12 protein-coding genes, 1 tRNA gene, 2 pseudogenes and 1 other annotated feature are annotated in these 18550 nt (G+C 66.8%); of the genes and pseudogenes, 12 read left to right on the top strand and 3 right to left on the bottom strand.

The features are described from left to right. Positions 1 to 6: 6 nt before the first annotated feature. Positions 7 to 2046, top strand: a complete 2040-nt coding sequence (locus ACZ5QD_RS15365) for a CocE/NonD family hydrolase (protein WP_006897921.1) — start codon at positions 7 to 9, stop codon at positions 2044 to 2046. A gap of 50 nt (positions 2047 to 2096) precedes the next feature. Here the strand turns inward: ACZ5QD_RS15365 and ACZ5QD_RS15360 are convergent, their stop codons facing one another. After that, complete coding sequence (locus ACZ5QD_RS15360; protein ID WP_045537525.1) at positions 2097 to 2996, bottom strand: hypothetical protein; 900 nt, start codon at positions 2994 to 2996, stop codon at positions 2097 to 2099. Positions 2997 to 3273: 277 nt separating this feature from the next. On the opposite strand from ACZ5QD_RS15360, the gene ACZ5QD_RS15355 reads away from it, so the two are divergent. The 3 genes and pseudogenes from ACZ5QD_RS15355 to ACZ5QD_RS15345 all read left to right on the top strand — a co-directional run. Further along, positions 3274 to 3603 (top strand): hypothetical protein, encoded by a 330-nt coding sequence (locus ACZ5QD_RS15355; protein WP_045537527.1) that lies wholly within the window; start codon positions 3274 to 3276, stop codon positions 3601 to 3603. Between the two features lie 294 nt (positions 3604 to 3897). Next, entirely contained in the window at positions 3898 to 5790 is a 1893-nt protein-coding gene (locus ACZ5QD_RS15350) for an alkyl/aryl-sulfatase (RefSeq protein WP_045537535.1), read from the top strand. Between the two features lie 296 nt (positions 5791 to 6086). Next, positions 6087 to 6647: pseudogene (locus tag ACZ5QD_RS15345) on the top strand (transposase-like zinc-binding domain-containing protein); the annotation flags it as partial. Between the two features lie 28 nt (positions 6648 to 6675). Here the strand turns inward: ACZ5QD_RS15345 and ACZ5QD_RS15340 are convergent. Beyond that, a protein-coding gene (locus tag ACZ5QD_RS15340; protein ID WP_085948520.1) for an IS3 family transposase occupies positions 6676 to 7898 on the bottom strand; the annotation gives its coding sequence in 2 pieces (ribosomal slippage) (positions 6676 to 7619 and positions 7619 to 7898; 1224 coding nt in all). Continuing rightward, positions 7496 to 7629: a sequence feature (AL1L pseudoknot), on the bottom strand. It overlaps the preceding gene by 134 nt. 85 nt (positions 7899 to 7983) lie before the next feature. Here ACZ5QD_RS15340 and ACZ5QD_RS15335 point away from each other — a divergent pair. Continuing rightward, positions 7984 to 8589, top strand: a pseudogene (locus ACZ5QD_RS15335) (IS256 family transposase); the annotation flags it as partial. Positions 8590 to 8717: 128 nt separating this feature from the next. Here the strand turns inward: ACZ5QD_RS15335 and ACZ5QD_RS15330 are convergent. Further along, positions 8718 to 8800, bottom strand: a tRNA-Leu gene (locus ACZ5QD_RS15330). Positions 8801 to 9061: 261 nt separating this feature from the next. On the opposite strand from ACZ5QD_RS15330, the gene ACZ5QD_RS15325 reads away from it, so the two are divergent. The 7 genes from ACZ5QD_RS15325 to pknB all read left to right on the top strand — a co-directional run bounded on the left by ACZ5QD_RS15325 (position 9062) and on the right by pknB (position 18543). Further along, on the top strand, positions 9062 to 10312 hold the full coding sequence (locus ACZ5QD_RS15325) for a DUF3662 and FHA domain-containing protein (RefSeq protein WP_006896816.1): 1251 nt from the start codon (positions 9062 to 9064) through the stop codon (positions 10310 to 10312). Between the two features lie 111 nt (positions 10313 to 10423). Then, a complete protein-coding gene (locus ACZ5QD_RS15320; protein ID WP_006896815.1) occupies positions 10424 to 10888 on the top strand; it encodes an FHA domain-containing protein FhaB/FipA in 465 nt (154 codons plus the stop codon). Further along, positions 10885 to 12360 carry a PP2C family protein-serine/threonine phosphatase gene (locus ACZ5QD_RS15315; protein WP_464366915.1) on the top strand — a complete coding sequence of 492 codons (1476 nt, stop codon included), beginning with the start codon at positions 10885 to 10887 and terminating at the stop codon, positions 12358 to 12360. The genes ACZ5QD_RS15320 and ACZ5QD_RS15315 overlap by 4 nt, the downstream gene beginning before the upstream one ends. Continuing rightward, entirely contained in the window at positions 12357 to 13784 is a 1428-nt protein-coding gene (locus ACZ5QD_RS15310) for an FtsW/RodA/SpoVE family cell cycle protein (protein WP_006896813.1), read from the top strand. Before ACZ5QD_RS15315 ends, ACZ5QD_RS15310 begins: the two co-directional genes overlap by 4 nt. Then, positions 13781 to 15283: a peptidoglycan D,D-transpeptidase FtsI family protein gene (locus tag ACZ5QD_RS15305; RefSeq protein ID WP_006896812.1), complete on the top strand. Its 1503-nt coding sequence runs from the start codon at positions 13781 to 13783 to the stop codon at positions 15281 to 15283. Before ACZ5QD_RS15310 ends, ACZ5QD_RS15305 begins: the two co-directional genes overlap by 4 nt. Further along, positions 15280 to 16620 carry a protein kinase domain-containing protein gene (locus tag ACZ5QD_RS15300; protein ID WP_006896811.1) on the top strand — a complete coding sequence of 447 codons (1341 nt, stop codon included), beginning with the start codon at positions 15280 to 15282 and terminating at the stop codon, positions 16618 to 16620. Before ACZ5QD_RS15305 ends, ACZ5QD_RS15300 begins: the two co-directional genes overlap by 4 nt. A gap of 6 nt (positions 16621 to 16626) precedes the next feature. Further along, entirely contained in the window at positions 16627 to 18543 is a 1917-nt protein-coding gene (gene pknB, locus ACZ5QD_RS15295; protein WP_222110797.1) for a Stk1 family PASTA domain-containing Ser/Thr kinase, read from the top strand. The last annotated feature ends 7 nt before the right edge of the window (positions 18544 to 18550 follow it).

The following is an 18550-nucleotide window of genomic DNA, read 5'->3' as shown; positions in this document are numbered from 1 at the left end:
TAGAGCATGGAGGTTGTCAACCGGTTCGACCGCCGCGTCGAAGTGATCGAGAACCTGTTCATCACGATGCATGACGGGACACGGCTCGCCGCCCGCGTGTGGATGCCGGAGGACGCGAACTCCGAACCGGTGCCCGCAGTGCTCGAGTACCTCCCGTACCGCAAGCGTGATGACACGCGTGAGCGTGACAGTCTGCATCACCCCTATATCGCCGGGCACGGATATGCGTCCGTGCGCGTCGACATCCGGGGCACCGGCGACTCCGACGGAGTGCTGCGGGACGAGTACCTGCCGAGCGAGCAGGAGGACGCCTGCGAAGTGATCGCCTGGCTCGCCGAGCAGCCCTGGTGCGACGGCAATGTCGGGATGATGGGCATCTCGTGGGGCGGTTTCAACAGCCTGCACGTTGCGGCGCGCCGACCACCGGCGCTGAGAGCGATCATCAGCGCATCCGCGACCGACGACCTCTACGTCGACAATATGCACTACATGGGCGGGTGCCTCCTCTCCGACAATCTCTCGGAGGCCACCGTCATGTTCGTCAATAACAGCCTCCCCCCGGATCCGGACATCGTCGGACCGCGGTGGCGCGAGATGTGGCGCGAACGACTGGAGGGCAGCGGTCTCTGGGCCGCGGAGTGGATCGAGCACCAGCATCGCGATGACTACTGGAAGCGCGCGTCCGTCTCGGAGGACTACTCACAGATCCAGGTGCCGGTGATGTCCGTCGGCGGCTGGGCCGACGGCTACACGAACGCCATCTTCCGCCTGCTGGAGAACCTCGACGTTCCGCGCAAGGGGCTCATCGGCCCGTGGGGTCATAAGTATCCGCACCTCGGTGTGCCCGGTCCGGCGATCGACTTCCTGAACGAGACCGTCCGGTGGTGGGATCACTGGCTCAAGGGCATCGACAACGGAGCGATGGACGGGCCGATGCTGCGGGCCTGGATGCAGGACAGCATCGCGCCGAACCCCGCGTACGACGAACGGCCGGGCCGCTGGGTCGGCGAGGACAGCTGGCCGTCGTCGCGCATCGACGATCACGAGTACGTACTCACTCGATACACGCTCGACGACTTCGTCGACAGCACCGAGGTGCGGCCGCGACCGTTGGCGATCCTGTCGCCGCTGTCGGTCGGTGGATCGGGCGGGAAGTGGGCGTCGTACGCCGCGACGCCGGACCTCCCCACCGACCAGCGCGACGAGGACGGCGGCGCACTCGTGTTCGAGACAGAGCCGATGGCACACGACATGGAGATCCTGGGGCGACCGACGTTGACCGCGGCGGTTGAGGCGGACAAGCCGGTCGCTCAGATCGCGGCCCGTCTCTCCGACATCGCCCCGAACGGAGAGGCCACCCGCATCACCTACGGTCTCTGCAATCTCACGCACCGGAATTCGAGCGCTGCGCCGGAGCCTCTGGAACCGGGAACCAAATACCGAATCGACGTCGAACTCAACGGACTGGCACAGCGTCTGCCCGCCGGGCACCGACTGCGGCTGTCGTTGTCCACCTCGTACTTCCCGCTCGCCTGGCCGCCGCCGGAGCCGGCGACCGTCACCGTCTACACCGGCGAATCCCGGCTCAGCGTCCCGGTGCGTCCTCCGCGTGACGCCGACGCCCTACTCAAGGACCTGGGTACGCCGAAGAGCGCGCCGCCGATGGCTCGCCGGAACCTGGAGTCGGGTCGGCACCATTGGCGCACCACCCGCGACCTCGCGTTCGGCACCACCACACTCGAGATCGAAGACGATCAGGGAACCACCCTGATCGAGGAGACCGACACCGCGGTGACGCGGTCGGCCACCGAGTGGTTCGAGTACCGGAACAACGACGTGACATCCGCGCGCGGTACCACGCGCACGGTGCGGCGCGTCGAACGCGGCGACTGGCGTATCGAGGTGAAGACGCACACCGTGCTCTCTTCGACGAGCAACGAATTCATTCTGACCGCCGAACTCGATGCCTACGAGCTCGACGATCGAGGCTCTCGTCGGGTGTACGCGGAGAGCTGGGATCGGCGGATTCCGCGTCGTCTCGTTTGATCTTGCGTCGAGCGGTCGTCTCCGAAGGCCCGGGCCCGGCTGCGGAGCGGTCAGGTCACCAGTGTGCGGCCGCGGCGCCAGGCGTCGCGGAAGGCGATCGACAATCGTTCCTCCACGGTCTGATGGGCGCGCATACCCGCGACCACCTCCTGCTCACCGGGTTCGAAGGTGTCGAGGCCGGTTCGACGCACGTCTCCTGAAGGGCCTGCCTGTCCCTGCAGTTGCGCGAGATAGCGATGGATCGCGGCGTCGGCCGCTCCGAGCCGTTGCAGTCCGAGGAGGATGCCGGCGGACCTCGTCGTGGCGTTCACTTCCGCCGCGGTGGCACGGCCGACCGCAGCGCTGCGCCACGTCGGCCGTATTCGCACGCAATCGGTCAATACCAGCGGGCCGAGCGCCGCAGCCGGTGCCGTCGGCAGGTAAGCCAGATAGCCCGTGTCGAGCCCGAACGATTCGAGTACTCCGTCGAACACTTCCCGCTGCGACGACGAACCCCGCGGAGACAACAACGAGCCCACCGCGAAATAGTCGGCGAACTCCCGCAGATCGGCCACCTCGGCGAGATACCCGTCCAGCGCGAGAAAGGCGTCGCCGCCGGACGAGTGTGCGGGCTCGGTGCTCGGCACCCCGCGCGTCGAACCCCGAGCGCCGCAATACCTCGATGAGACCTTCGTGAAGAATCGATCTTCGAGGAGCAGGCGAATCTTCGTCAGATGCCGGTCCGAACAACGTTCCGAGTCGACCCCGTGCCACCCGCGGTAGTGGAGTTCGTGAAGAACCACGAGCGCGAGCATCGCGTCGTCGGACCACGCTTCGGAGAGACACACGGTCCGGTCGTACGAGATGACCGCCGCTTCGCGGTTCCGCCGAAGACAGTCGATCACCACGTCGGAGACCGGGCCTCGAGCGGGCGGGAGCAGCGGGCGATCGACCGATGACGCGGCCCTCATCGGACTGACGTGATCGTCGTGGCGACGGCGGAGCCCGTCGACGCCGTGCGCAGACCGTTGTGAACGACCACGTCGCGATCGGCGAGGTGACCGGAGGTCAATCGGCGTCGAGCCGGCGATCCAGGAACCGATCCCGGTGCAGTAGAAGCCATATCGTCACTCCTGTCCACCTCGTCCCCGACACGGGGAACCTGGTGTCGGATACCCGACTGTGACGTGGATCAAACTCCGGGCCACAGGATGGTTGATCCCGGCCTCACGTGGGTATCCGTCCGGCATGAACAGCAGGCCGGACGCCGCGCGCAGAGATGCGGAGAAGCGCTGGGGCCACCCGAAGGACTTGAGGTCGCCGGCGCTGTTCCTCGGCGCCGTTGTGGTGATCGCATTGGGTGTACTGGTCGCCTTCGTGATCGGCGGCGCCCCGATCGGTTTGGCGGCCGCCGTCCCCGGAGTCCTGGGGGTGGGCGGCCTCGTCGCTCTGGCGATGGCCTTCCGTGCATACCGCCGTGGACGCAGCTGGGTGGAGTGGCAGGGCGTCGGTTGGCTGCTGCTGACCATGATGCTGCCGGCGCTGATCCTGCCTTTCATGGCCGCCTCGGCGCCCTGAACAACGGCTCGGGTGGATGATCGTGCCGGTGGAGTCGCTGTGCGGTACCGCTCGGTTGTCGCGCAGTTCGCCGGGATCCCGAGAATCTCCGAGACGTGGCCGAGGACTCCCACACCACTCGGTAGACGTGTGGTGATCCTGGCATCTCTCAGGAGTTCGGCGCACTCGACACCGCGAATTCCGGATGTGCAGTCTTCGCCCTGGGATGGTCACCCGTTGCCGGTGAGTGGTTCCACTGAGTCCGATCGTGCGGACCTACGGTGAAGCCGAACCGGCGGTTTATGAGAGGAAATGATGTCATCCAATTCACGCGAGGCGACGGCCACCATCATCGCGCAGAACGCCGCACTTCGAGAACGGCTTCCGTTCTCTGACACGCAGGATTTCGAGGACGCCAATCGCGGTCTGCTCGGCAAGCGCGTTCCGAATGCGATCAGGAACGCCGAGGGAACCGTGGTGTGGGACAACGACACCTACGACTTCCTGCAGGGCGAAGCCCCCGACACCGCGAATCCGAACCTGTGGCGACAGTCGCAGCTGAACTCGATCCAGGGCCTCTTCGAAGTCGTTCCTGGGATCTACCAGGTTCGCGGGTTCGATCTTTCCAACGTCACTTTCATCGAGGGCGACACCGGTGTTCTGGTCCTCGACCCGCTGGTGACCGAGGAGACGGCCGCGGCCGCACTGGAGTTGTACCGCGAACACCGCGGCGACCGGCCCGTCACCGGCGTGCTCTACACCCATCCGCACGTCGACCACTTCGGCGGTGTTCGCGGCATCGTGAGTCAGGAGGACGTGGACTCGGGCCGAGTTCCGGTCATCGCCCCCGAGCACTTCACCGAGCACGCCGCGTCGGAGAACGTCTACGCGGGCACTGCCATGGCCCGCCGATCTGCGTACATGTTCGGTGCAGCCCTCGCTCGCGGCCCCCAGGGCGCCATCGGAACCGGTCTGGCGCAGACCGTCGCCACCGGCAACATCACTCTGATCGCGCCGACACTCGACATCACCACCACCGGCCAGGAAGAAGTCGTCGACGGCGTCCGAATGGTCTTCCAGATGGCCCCGGGCACCGAGGCGCCGGCCGAGTTCCTGGTCTACTTCCCCGAGCACAAGGCGCTGTGCGCGGCCGAGGACGCCACCCACACGCTCCACAACCTGCTGACTCTGCGTGGCGCGCTGGTGCGTGACCCGCATGCGTGGGCCGGATACCTGACCGAGACCATCGACCTGTGGGGCGGCGAGGCCGAGGTGGTCTTCGCCTCTCATCACTGGCCGACGTGGGGCAACGAGCGCGTGGTCAAGTTCCTCTCCGAGCAGCGCGACCTCTACGCCTACCTGCACGACCAGTCGCTGCGGCTGATCAACCAGGGCTGGACCGGAATCGAGATCGCCGAGCACCTCGAACTCCCGCCCGTGCTGGAGAACGCCTGGCATGCGCGCGGCTACTACGGCTCGGTGAGCCACAATCTCAAGGCGATCTACCAGCGATACATGGGCTGGTACGACGGCAACCCGGCCCACCTCTGGCAGCATCCGCCGGTCGCGCAGGGCAAGCGCTACGTCAAGCTCGCGGGCGGCGCCGATGCGGCCGTAGCGAACGCCCAGGCGGCCTTCGACGAAGGCGACTTCCGATGGGCCGCGGAGGTCCTCAGTCACGTCGTGTTCGCCGAGCCCGACCACGCCGGGGCCCGCACCCTCCTGGCCGATACCTTCGAGCAGCTCGGCTACGGATGCGAGAACGGCGTGTGGCGCAACATCTACCTGTCCGGCGCCACCGAGCTCCGCGAAGGCAAGTTCGGCACGCCGACCGTCTCGGCGTCGCCCGACGTGATCTCCGCGCTCACCCCTGAGATGCTCTTCGACGCTGTCGCGATCCAGATCAACGGTCCGCGCGCGTGGGAACTGAAGCTGAGCATCGACGTCGTGCTCACCGACGCCGACGTTCGCTACCGGCTCCGGCTGTCCAACGGCGCCCTGACCTACAGTTCCGCACCCCAGAGCGGTGACGCGGAGCTGACGATCACGACCACGAAGCAGGCGCTTCCGGTGCTCGCCACCGGAGCCCTCTCCGCCGACCGTCTCACCGAGGCGGGCATCGAACTCAGCGGTGACACGACGGTGCTGGAACGACTCGCCTCGGTCATCGATCCGGGCGACCCCGACTTCTCCATCGTCACGCCCTGATCCAACGCGGGGCGTTTGACCACGTCACTCCGGGGCAGTCACGAAAGCGGCGCGAGCGTGCAGGTGCACGCACAGGACTGCCCGCCTCCGCGTGCGGAGGTGGGCAGTCCTGGCAGTCTTGTGCGTGCTGCGACCAAGAGGATTCGCCCTACCGGTCTTGGGTCTCAAGCCATCGGGTGGTTAAAGGTCTCGGGCGTTTCCGGGGGTTAAAGGCCAAAATGTGTGTACAGATACGCTGGTTTCCGGTGTCTGACCTCGACTGACAGTGCGCCGGACATGCTTTGAAAGCATGTTCGGTGTCAGGTTCTCGGAATTCCCCCTCATGTGGTGTATGCGGCCGCAAGCTCGTCAAGAACGGAACCACCAGCGCCGGCCGCACCCGCTGGCGCTGCAAAGACTGCGGCGCCTCCAGCACCCAGAAACGCCCCGACATCACCCGCAAAGCCGAACTCACCGCGTTCCTCACCTGGCTCCTGCACGGCCGACAACCCGACCACATCAGCGCCCGCACGTTCCGCCGATCACGCTCCTGGTGCTGGAACATCGAAGTCCCACCACCTGCACCCCCGACTGAGCCGGCCCAGGTATTGATGCTCGATGGCACCTACTTCCAATCCTGGTGCCTGCTGATCGCCTTCGACGGCACCCACGTCGTCGACTGGCAATGGTGCGACCGCGAGAAGAAGATCGCCTGGCAGCAAATCCTGCAACGCCAACCCGCCCCGCACGTCGCGGTCATCGACGGTGGCCGCGGCCTGCTCGCCGCGATCGCTGACGATTGGCCCACCACTCGAGTCCAGCGCTGCTACTTCCACATCTTCCAGACCGTGCGCCGCCACCACACCTTCAAACCCCGACTGAAGCGCCCTGGGTTTCGTTCCGTGGTTACACGGTCGCGGGCGCGGTCGTCGTGGTGTGAGTGTAGGTCGCTTCGACGTTCGCCGGGGTGCGGTAGCCGAGAGCTTCGTGGAGCCGGGAGGTGTTCCACCAGTGGACCCAGCCCATCGTGGCGAGCTCAACCTCGCTGACTGACTCCCAGATCCGCTTGGAGTAGATCAACTCCGCCTTGTATAGGCCGTTCACTGTCTCGGCCAGCGCGTTATCGTAGCTATCGCCGACGGTACCTACTGAAGCCGTAACTCCCGCGGCGAGCAGAGCGTCCGAATAGGCGAGCGAAACGTATTGACTACCCCTGTCGGAATGGTGGATCAATCCGCTTTCGTTCCTGCTCACCCCGGTGGACTGCAGTGCATGCTCCAGTGCGAGCAATGGCAGAGACTCCGTGTGGAGCGTGGGCGCGACCGCCCAGCCGACAATTCTGCGACTGAAGACATCGGTAACGAATGCGACGTAGCAGAACCCGGAGAGCATCCGGACGTAGGTGATGTCGGCGACCCAAAGCTGCTGCGGTCGATCCGCGACGAACCGCCGTTCAACGAGGTCCGGGCGCTGGTCATCTCCGTCTGCGGAGCAGGTGGTGACGGGCTTTCGACCTCGGCGAACGCCCTGCAGGCCGGCGATCTTCATCAGCCTCGCGACCTGGTCGCGACCGACGTTCCATCCTGCGTGGCGCATTGCGTGCCACATCTTCCGGACCCCATAGACGCTGTAGTTCGCCTGATGAATCCGCTGCACCTCCTCCGCCAGCATCTCGTCCCGAACGCTGCGAGCGGAGGCCGGCCTGTTCTTGGCAGCGCGGTATCCGCGGGAGGTGATGAACCCACATTCTGTCGCACTGAGGATGCGGCAGATGGCCTCGACCCCGAACTTCTCGCGATGCATGTCGACGAACGCGATCATTTCGTCGTGGGGCGGTCGAGTTCCGCTGCGAAAAACGCTGAGGCGGCCTTCAGGATCTCGTTCGCACGTCGCGCCTCGGCGAGCTCCCGCCGGAGACGGCGATTCTCCTCCTCGAGCGGCTCTCCCGGTCCGACCGGCTCGGTGGCGCCGTAGCGATTGCACCAGATCCGCAGCGTCTCTGTGCCGACACCGAGCTGCGGCGCGACGGCACGGATCGATGCTGCGCGAGGGCCGCCCTCGCGGGCTTGGCGGTCGTAGACCATGCGCACGGCACGCTCACGCAGCTCTGGACTGAACTTCTTGGGCATACTCCGATTCTCCTTGCTGAGACTCGGAACGGAACCCAGGGCGCTTCACGGTCAAACCTGCCTCCATCAAACCCGGGACGATTCACTCGATGCTGCCCGTGAAATTGTCACTCTGACAACCGCTTTGATGAACATCCGCAATTCCGAGCAGGCCGTGCTCTGGCTTCAGGCCTACAACGACTGGGAAATCAAGCACGACCGATTCCTCCGGCACCGGACCTACGCCCGCCCGCACACTGTGCGCCCGAAGGGCGTCGCCGAGACCAGCACCTGGTGGTACACCCACCGCGACCTACGCAAGACCCGAGGACTGTTCCGGCGGCTGATCTCAGAAGAGCACCTGTTCACCTGGATCGACCCCCGCCTGACCGATGAAGAGCACCCCCTGCCGCGGACCACCTCACCGCTCGAAGGCGGCCCCAACAAAGCTCTCAAAGACCTGTTCCGCGCTCACCGAGGACTTCTGACCGAGCACGCCCGCCGAGCCGCCGAATGGAAGCTCAACAGCCTCACCGCCCACCCACACGATCCGTGGAGCCTGGTCCGCGAAGAGCACCACAACCCACCACCGCAGCGACCGAAGGAAACGCCCGTCGAGGACGAGCAGATCGGGCCCGCCGCCTACGACACAGGCTTCAACTGGGAAGACGGCAACGGCATCCAACACGGATGGGGAGGCCGAAACCGGTAAACCACCCGACGCCACGCCCGAACCGTACACACATTCTGGCCTTTAACCCACCCTTTAACCCTGAACCCCCCGGAAAAGCAATGAGTCGCGACATCGTGTGTAAACGATGTCGCGACTCATCACAACTGTGGGCGAAGGGGGACTTGAACCCCCACGTCCCGAAGGACACTGGCACCTGAAGCCAGCGCGTCTGCCATTCCGCCACTCGCCCGTGGCTGGTCGATCGAACGACCGGCGTCCGTGTGGACTTGAAAAAGATAGCACGCACACCCGGCCAAATGAAAAACCACGCCTTCACAGAGGTGATGACCTGCGACGACGCACCTTGGGGCCCGCCTGCCCCACCTGTTACTCCTGTGACGCCCGGTACAGGAGTCATTCACGAGTCTCCGTCATGTCTTTCCGGCCGGTAACATGTTGAGACAAGGTATGCACGTCGACACGCCAACCGAGGGAAAGGGCACGAGATCTCGTGGGTTTCTTTGACCGGATCGAGCGCAAGCTCGAGTCCGCCGTGGACGGCGGGTTCGCCCGGGTCTTCGGCGGCAAGGTCGCACCGCAGGAGATCGAGCACGCCCTGCAGCGGGAGGCCGAGACCTCGGCCGAAGACCTGGGCGACGGCGCGACCTTGGTGGCCAACAGCTACGTGGTGACGCTGAGCGACTCGGATCTTGATCACGTCGCAACCGAGTACGAACTGAACCGGAAGATCTTCTCGCGCCATTTGGAGGACTTCATCCGGGACAATGGGTGGCAGACTTACGGGTCTGTCGTCGTAGAGTTCGAACAAGCGCCGTCGTTGCACACCGGTCAGTTCCACACTCGTGGCGTCGTCGACCCCGACGTCGCGCCACGACCACTGGCACAGCGCCGTGCGCCGGCGGAGCAGCAGCCGACATACCGACCTGAAAGTCTCGACCGAGGAGCCCGAGCCATGACAAATCCCCCCGGAAACGACCAGGGCGGCCAGAACTACGGCTACGCCCCGCAGGGCGATCCGAACTACCCGCAGTACGACTACAACCAGCAGGGCGGGTATCCGCAGCAGGGTCAGGAACCGCAGCAGCCGTACGGCCAGCAGCCGCAGTACGATCAGGGCGGCTACGACCAGCAGGCATACGGACAGCAACAGGCGCAGCAGTACCCGCAGCAGCCGGCCGATCAGGGCTACGGCCAGCAGTACGACTACAACCAGCAGCCCGGCTACGCCCAGCAGCCCCCGTACGACCAGCAGGGTTACGACCAGGGCCAGCAGGGTTACGGCCAGCAGCCGCAGTACGACCAGGGCGGCTACGACCAGCAGTACGCGCAGCCGGGCTACGGCCAGCCGCAGTACGGACAGCCCGCGTACGACCAGCAGTACGCTCCGCAGCAGCCGCCCTACGAGCAGCAGGGGTACGCTCCGGCCGCCTACGGTCAGCCGGCCGGCTACGCGCCGTCGGCCATCACCCTCGTGCTGGAGGACGGCAGCAACCGCACCTTCTCCCTGCGGCAGGGCTCCAATGTGGTCGGCCGCGGTCAGGACGCGCAGTTCCGCCTGCCCGACACCGGCGTCTCGCGCCGCCATGTCGAGATCCGCTGGGACGGTCAGACCGCCATGCTGACCGACCTCAACTCGACCAACGGAACCACCGTCAACGACCTGCAGGTCAGCAGCTGGGAGCTCGCCGACGGCGACCGCATCCGGCTCGGCCACTCGGACATCACCGTCCGGTTCCAGTAGTAGTTTCCGCATAAGATGCTCATCGGGTGACTGCACGGTCACCCGACCGTTGAATGCATCCGGGGGTACGAGGAACCGGATACCCGTCTGTGAGGGAGGTGATGGGAGTAGATGCAGGGCATCCTGCTGCAGGTGATCCGATTCGGATTCCTCATCCTGCTCTGGCTTTTCGTGTACGCCATCATCCGGGCGATGCGCGCCGATCTGGCCGCGGCCGGTGGCGCACGGATGCCGTTGACCTCCGGACGAGCCGAGCGCAAGCAGCGGGCCGCGCGATCCCGCGGTACCGCGCGCTATCTGGTGGTGACGGCGGGCGCTCTCGCCAACACCCGCATCACCCTCGGCACGCAACCGGTCCTGATCGGGCGGGCCGACGATTCCACGCTGGTTCTCACCGACGATTACGCCTCAGAGCGTCATGCGCGCATCTCTCCGCGCGGTGACGACTGGTATGTCGAAGACCTCGGTTCGACGAACGGCACGTACCTCGACCGTGCCAAGGTGACCACCGCCGTCCGCGCTCCGATCAACACACCGATCCGGGTCGGCAAGACCGTGATTGAGTTACGCCCGTGACCCTAGTGCTGCGCTACATCGCGCGGAGCGACCGCGGCCTGGTCCGCTCGAACAACGAAGACTCCGTCTACGCCGGCGCGCGACTCCTCGCGCTGGCCGACGGCATGGGCGGTCACGCGGCGGGCGAGGTCGCCAGCCAACTGGTGATCCAGGCGCTGCGACCGCTCGACAACGACGAGCCCGGCGGCGATCTCCTGTCGGCACTCGAACGCGCCACCGCCGACGGCAACGCGGCCATCGCCGAGCAAGTCGCCAAGCAACCCGAACTCGACGGCATGGGCACCACGCTCACCGCCATTCTCTTCGCCGGCAGCCGGATCGGCCTGTGCCATGTCGGCGACTCCCGCGGCTACCTGTACCGCGACGGCCAGCTGAGCCAGATCACGCGTGACGACACCTTCGTCCAGAGTCTGGTCGACGAAGGCCGGATCACCCCCGAGCAGGCTCACAGCCACCCGCAGCGCTCCCTGATCATGCGCGCCCTGACGGGGCAGGCCGTGGAACCGACACTCATCATGCGCGAAGCCCGGGCCGGCGACCGCTACCTGCTCTGCAGCGACGGGCTGTCGGACGTCGTCAGCGAAGAGACGCTGGCCGATACCCTCGGTTCCATCGAGGACCACAAGGCCTGCGCCGACCGGCTGATCGAGCTGGCACTGCGCAGCGGCGGTCCGGACAACGTGACCGTCGTGGTGGCCGACGTCGTCGACGACGAGTACGGCGACTCGACGCCGATCGTCGGCGGCGCCGCGGGCGAGGACGATTCCGCGGGATACGTCCCCAATCCGGCCACGGCGGCCGGTCGCGCGGCCGCCCTCCGCCCGCCCGCACCCGCACCGGCGCGCCCGACCATCACCGCCACCGAACCCGAGCCCGCCAAGAAGGCGAGCTGGCGCTGGCCGGTCCTCATCATCGCGGTCCTCTCGATCATCGGACTTCTGGTGACCGCGTTCTTCGTGGTGCGGTCGAAGGCGATGGCGAGCACCTTCGTCACCGCGGTCGACGGCAACGTCGAGATCTACTCCGGAACCCCCGACAACCTGCTGTTCTTCACAGTGCGGGCGCCGAAGGAGCGGGTCTGCGTCGACGACCTGACCGCCGACTCGCCGACCGTCCGGTTCCAGCCGTCCGACTCGACCGCGTCGTGCACGCCGATGAAGGTCGACGACCTCACCGGTATCGGCCGCAGCGCCGTGACCTCCAACAGCATCAAGAACAACTCACTCGAGAGCACCCGGGACCGCGTCCGCGGACTCGAGTTCCTGCCCAAGTGCGCACCGCCCGAGCCGCCGGCGACTCCCAAGCCCGAAGCACCCAAGCCGGGCGAGCCGCGGTCGGAGACGCCCAGGCCCGAGACGTCGAAGCCGGAGGCCCCGAAACCCAGCGGTGCGCCGAAGTCCGGTGAGACCTCGTCTGCGCCCATTCCGACGGTCGGTGCGGACGGCCACAACACCTGCAGGAGCGACGGATGACGTCGGCTCCACCTGTCCACGCACCTCCCGCTCCGCGGCCCAAGAGCGCGGGACGGCGCACCGAGCTGGTGCTGCTCTCGTTCGCCGTCTTCGTGGTCTTCGCGGCACTCTTGACGGTTCAGGCCGCGCAGGACCAGACCCTCAGCTGGGATCTGGTCAAGTACGTCGCGGCCTTCATCGCGCTCTTCGGCGTCGCGCACCTGGCGATCCGCCGGTTCGCTCCCTACGCCGATCCGCTGCTGCTGCCGTGCGTGGCCCTGCTCAACGGCCTCGGCCTGGTGATGATCCACCGTCTGGACCTGGGATCGTCACGGCACGACGAAGTCGTCAAGGCCGACGAGGTGACCCACAACGCCGACCAGCAGTTGCTGTGGGCGGTCCTCGGCATCGTCGCGTTCTGCGTCACCCTGATGGTGGTGCGCGACCATCGGACGCTGTCGCGCTACGCGTACACCCTGGGTGTCAGCGGGCTGATCTTCCTCGCCATCCCGGCGATCCTGCCCGCGTCGATGGCCGAGGTCAACGGCTCGCGGAACTGGATCATCCTCCCGGGGTTCAGCATCCAGCCGGGTGAGTTCTCGAAGATCCTCATCATCATCTTCAGCGCGGCGTTCCTGGTGTCCCGGCGCGACCTGTTCACCACTGCGGGCAAGCAGTTCGCCGGCATCGACTTCCCCCGCCTGCGCGACCTCGGTCCGCTGCTGGCGGCGTGGGTGATCGCGATCGGCGTCCTCGCGCTCGAGAACGACCTCGGCACGCCGCTGCTGATCTTCGCGACGGTGCTGACGATGCTGTACATCGCCACCTCGCGGGTGAGCTGGCTGATGCTGGGCGTCACGCTGTTCGCCCTCGGCGCCACGGTGGCCTACCAGCTGTTCGAGCACCTCCGGATCCGCGTCTCCATCTGGCAGGACCCGTTCGCGCAGTACGACACGTACGGATATCAGATCGCGCAGAGCCTGTTCGGCTTCGCGACGGGCGGCATGTTCGGCACCGGACTCGGTTCCGGGCGTCCCAACATCGTGCCGTTCGCCAACACCGACTTCATCCTGACCTCGTTCGGCGAGGAACTCGGACTGGTCGGCGTGGCGGCGATCCTGATGCTCTACCTGATCGTCACGATCCGCGGACTCCGCGCGGCAGTCGCCGTCCGCGACAGCTTCGGCAAGTTGCTCGCCGCCGGCCTGAGCTTCACGATCGTCTTCCAGGTCTTCGTCGTCCTGGGCGGCGTCTCCAAGCTGATCCCGCTCACCGGTCTGACGACACCGTTCCTGGCCTACGGTGGCTCGTCGCTGCTGGCGAACTACATCCTCCTGGCACTGCTGATCCGGGTCTCGAACGCCTCGCGCGAGCCCGACGTTCCGAAGCCGCGCCCGAGCCGTCCGGTCGACGCGATGGCCACCCGGGCGGTGCGTCGCCAGTGAACCGTCCCATTCAGAAGGTCGCCATCGCCTGCATCGTCATGATCGTGGCCCTGCTCGCCAACGTGACCTACGTGCAGGTCTTCAAGGCCGACAAGCTCCGCACCGACACGCGCAACTCACGTGTCCTGCTCGACGAGTACGCGCGTCAGCGCGGCGTGATCGTAGCCGCGGACGGCACAGTGCTCGCGGAATCGGTCCCCACCGACAACCGCTTCAAGTACCTGCGCCAGTACCCGAACGATCCGACGACGTTCGCCCCGGTCACCGGCTACTTCTCGTTCGTGTACCGGGCCGACCGCGGCATCGAGTACGCCGAGGACTCGATCCTCAACGGCAACGACGACCGCCTCTTCACCCAGCGGTTCATGGACATGTTCTCCGGCCGCGATCCGCGCGGCGGCAACGTCGTGACGACCATCGACCCGAAGCTGCAGCGAGTGGCCTACCGCGAACTCACCGACGCCGGCTGCGAGGGGCCGTGCCGCGGCGCGGTGGTCGCGCTCGAACCGAGCACCGGCAAGATCCTCGCGCTCGCGTCCACTCCCAGCTACGACCCGAACGCGCTGGCCACCCAGGACTTCAGCAAGGCCGAGAAGGCGTGGGAGAAGTTCAACGCGGAGGGGAACGACGATCCGCTGACCAATCGTGCGATCAACGCGCTGTATCCGCCGGGTTCGACCTTCAAAGTGGTCACCACTGCGACCGCGCTCAAGGCCGGGGTGTCGCCGGACGCACGGCTGACGTCGTCGTCGGTCATCACGCTTCCCGACAGCACCGCGACCCTCTCGAACGACAGCGGCAGCACGTGTCCCGGCGCCTCGAACGGCACGGTGACCCTGACGCAGGCCTTCGAGTACTCGTGCAACACCGCCTTCGCCCAGCTGATGACCGAGAAGGTGCCGGGTGACGCGTCGGAGGAGTTCACCGCCACGGCCAAGCAGTTCGGCGTCGGCGAGGATCCCCCGGGGATTCCGATGGACGTCGCGAAGTCGACCGTCGGCGACATCGGCGACGATCGGGCCGCGCTGGCGCAGTCGGCGATCGGACAGCGCGATGTGCGGCTGACCGTCCTGGAGAACGCGGAGATCGCCGCGACCGTCGCCAACGGCGGCGTCCGCATGCGCCCGTATCTCGTCGACAAGCTGCAGACCGCCGACCTGCGGACCATCTCCACCACGGCGCCGTCGGCGTTCAACCGGCCGCTGACGGCCGAGGAGGCCGATCAGATCACCGACATGATGGTGAAGTCGGAGCAGCACACGTCCGGCGCCCAGGCGGGCATCGCGTCCAAGACGGGCACCGCAGAGCATTCGGACACGGCCGGCGGAGGTGAGACGCCGTACGCCTGGTACATCGCGTTCTCGCCGAGTTCGAACGCACGGATCGCGGTCGCGGTCATCATTGAAAACGGCAATAGGGGACAGAATTCGTACGGCGGCCTCGCAGCGGCCCCGATCGGACGCGCTGTCATCAACGCATACGCGGGAGGTGCTCGATGAGCCTGCAGAACGGCACCATCATCGCCGACCGGTACCGACTGGTCCGGTTGATCGCCACTGGTGGCATGGGCCAGGTCTGGGAAGCCCTGGACACACGTCTCGGCCGCCGGGTGGCGGTCAAGGTGCTCAAGGCCGAGTACTCCAACGATTCGGAGTTCCTCGGCCGGTTCCGCACCGAAGCGCAGACCACCGCGCGGCTCAACGATCCGGGCATCGCCAACGTCTTCGACTACGGCGAGACCCCCGATCGCAACGGCGGCGACCCGCTGGCCTACCTGGTGATGGAACTCGTCGACGGTGAGCCGCTGAACTCGGTGATCGCCCGGATGGGCCACCTCTCGCTGCCGCACACCCTCGACATGCTGGAGCAGACCGGCCGCGCACTGCAGGCCGCGCACACGGCGGGTCTCGTGCACCGCGACGTGAAGCCGGGCAACATCCTCATCACGCCCACCGGTCAGGTCAAGATCACCGACTTCGGCATCGCCAAGGCGGTCGACGCCGCGCCCGTCACCCAGACGGGCATGGTGATGGGCACCGCCCAGTACATCTCTCCGGAGCAGGCCACCGGGGGCGAGGCGACCGCCGCATCGGACGTGTACTCGCTCGGCGTAGTGGGATACGAGGCGCTCACCGGCCGCAGGCCCTTCCTGGGCGACGGTGCCATCACCGTCGCGATGAAGCACATTCAGGAGCCTCCGCCGCCGCTGCCGCAGACCCTGCCGGCACCGGTGCGTGAACTCATCGAGATCACGCTGTCGAAGGACCCCGCGCAGCGGTATGCGACCGGCGGCGAGTTCGCCGACGCCGTCGCCGCGGTCCGCGCGGGCAACCGTCCGCCGATTCCCCGGAGCGCTCTCGGCGCCGCCGGAGTCGCCGCCGCTGCCGCGGCACCGCGCCCGTCGACCCGTGCGATGACTTCGCCCGGCCAGCAGCAGCCGCCGCAGACCGGCGTCTCGACGGCCGCCACGCCGGTCGACGACGGCGGATGGAGCACCACGCACAAGGTGCTCACGGCGGTGGCCGCACTGCTGCTGCTCGCAGCCATCGCGCTCGTCGCCTACTGGCTCACCACCAGCCCTCGCACGCCCACCGCACCGACGCCCTCGTCTTCGCACGTCACCACCACGGTGACCGAGCGGGAGACCACGACCGACGAGACCACAACCCGGACTCGTGAGACGACGTCGGACACGCCCACGACCACCACCACCGAGGAGCCCACCACCACCGAGGAGCCGACGACGACCTCCGAGGAGCCGACGACGGAGGAGCCGACGACGCGGCCGTTGTTCCCCCCGATCACGATTCCGGGCCTGCCCGGCGGCGGGGGGTGAGCGATCATGATCGATCCGCACTATCTCTCTGACCGCTACGAGCTGGGTGAGACACTCGGTTTCGGCGGTATGTCCGAGGTGCAGTTCGCGCGCGACCTGCTGCTGCACCGTGACGTGGCCATCAAGGTCCTGCGTGCCGATCTCGCCCGGGACCCCACGTTCTATCTGCGGTTCCGCCGCGAAGCGCAGAACGCCGCGAAGCTGAACCACCCGAGCATCGTGCAGGTCTTCGACACCGGCGAAGCGGAGACCGACGAGGGCCCGCTGCCGTTCATCGTCATGGAGTACGTGGAGGGTGAGACTCTGCGGGATCTGCTGCGCTCGTCGGGACACATCGCGCAGAAGCAGGCGATGACCTGGATGGCCGACGTGGCCGCGGCCATGGACTTCTCGCACCGGAACAACATCGTCCACCGCGACATGAAGCCGGCCAACGTGATGATCGACCGCACGGGCGCGGTGAAAGTGATGGACTTCGGCATCGCCCGCGCCATGGACGATACGTCGGCGACCATGACGCAGACGTCCGCGGTGATGGGGACGGCGCAGTACCTCTCGCCCGAGCAGGCGCGCGGCATCAAGGTCGATCCCCGCAGCGACATCTACTCGATGGGCTGCGTGCTGTTCGAACTCGTCACCGGAGAACCGCCGTTCACCGGTGACTCCCCGATCGCCGTCGCCCACCAGCACGTGCACGAGGATCCGCGGCGCCCGTCGTCGATCCGGCCGGAGATCACCCCCGAACTCGATTCGGTGATCATGAAGGCGATGAGCAAGAACCCGGCCAACCGGTACCAGACCGCGGCCGATTTCCGCGCCGACCTCATCAAGGTCCTCGCCGGCGGCAAACCGTCCGCGCCGATGCTGCTGACCGACGAGGAGCAGACCGCCCTCATCGAGTCGCCGCGCCTCGCGGTGCGCAACGAGACTCTGCCCAGCCGTCGCGGAACCGGAGACGACGGCGATGAGGAGGAGACCGGAGGACGCGGCGGTCTGCTGCGGCGCGGGCGCGTGCAGGTGGCGATCGCTATCGCTGCGATCGTCGTGCTCCTGATCAGTCTGTTCGCGTGGTCGCCGTGGAAGACCACGGCGCCGCTCATCGCCGTTCCGAAAGTCGCCGGGCTGGCCGCAGACGCCGCACAGGCGAACCTGGAGCAGGCCGGCTTCACGGTGAAGCGGACCGAGGAGGCCAGCACCGACATCGCGACGGGCCTGGCCACCCGGACGGCGCCCGGCGACGACGTCCCGACCCCCAAGGGCTCCGAGGTGACGCTGTACATCTCGTCCGGGCCCCAGCGACAGCCCATCCCCGATCTGCGCGGCAAATCCGCCGACGAGGCCACCGAAGCTCTCAAGGTGCTCGGATTCACCGAGGTGAAGACGCAGAACTCCGAATCCACGGTCGCGCTCAAGGACAAGGTGGTCCGGACCAATCCGCGCACGGGCATTCCCGCGGCGGTGAACGCACCGGTGATCCTGTACATCGGTACCGGACCCAAGGAGGTCACCCTTCCGGACCTGCGCGGCCAGACTTCCGGCCAGGCCCAGAACGTGCTCGACCAGCTCCAACTGGAGATGAAGACCGTGCAGGTCGATTCCGAGCTTCCGGCGGGACAGGTGGTCAGCACCTCGCCCAACCCCGGAGCGACGGTGGAGGTCGGCAGCGTGATCCAGGTTCAGGTCTCGCGCGGCAACATGTTCGTGATGCCGGATCTGCGCGGCAAGAGTCTCGAGGACGCCCAGCGGGCGCTCGAGGACGCGGGCTGGGAGCCGAACACTCTCAGCTCCAGCGAGCGCGGCGTCGGTCTCGCCAGCAAGGACGACGGCAAGGTCATCTCGCAGAGCCCGGCCGCGGGCAGCAAGCTGCGCAAGAACGCGACGGTGTCGGTGGTCATCGGCCGGGCGAGCCTGCTCCCCGGCTGACCGGGAC

The sequence above is a fragment of the Gordonia sp. J1A genome (genome assembly GCF_055393515.1).
Note: the sequence above shows the minus strand (reverse complement) of the source record. Positions and strands in the feature narration are given on the sequence as shown.